Genomic DNA, 395 nt, shown 5'->3' with positions numbered 1-395 from the left:
AAAATAAAGGGTGTATTATTCGCATCCCTTGAGACGCTAAAGCGACTCAAAACGTTCTTTAACAATATAAAGCAATCATCTGTGTGGGCACTCGTACAGATTGAGTTCTAACAGCCAACCTACTTCGGTAGCGAGGCAAACAAATTAGAGTCTCAATTGAAACTGAGTGACCATATGTTATTAAAAGATTCAGCCTTGAGCTGTTTTGATTTCACTTTTTTAAAAGTGAAAATAATAACGCACAGTCAATTCGTTTTTGGCAACAAAAACAAAAATTCAGAATTCATTGAGCTGTCGAAAGACATAAAACTTTTTAATTGAAGAGTTTGATCATGGCTCAGATTGAACGCTGGCGGCAGGCCTAACACATGCAAGTCGAGCGGTAACAGAGAGTA

Annotated in this window: 1 rRNA gene; it reads left to right on the top strand. The window is 37.7% G+C overall.

Annotated features, from left to right (window positions below):
* Nucleotides 1-314 precede the first annotated feature (314 nt).
* A 16S ribosomal RNA gene (locus tag H5116_RS20135) occupies nt 315-395 on the top strand; the annotation flags it as partial.

Source organism: Pseudoalteromonas sp. SG45-2 (assembly GCF_014164115.1).
Lineage (GTDB): Bacteria > Pseudomonadota > Gammaproteobacteria > Enterobacterales > Alteromonadaceae > Pseudoalteromonas > Pseudoalteromonas distincta.
The sequence above is the reverse complement of the archived record's forward strand: the minus strand, read 5'-3'. Positions and strand labels throughout refer to the sequence as shown.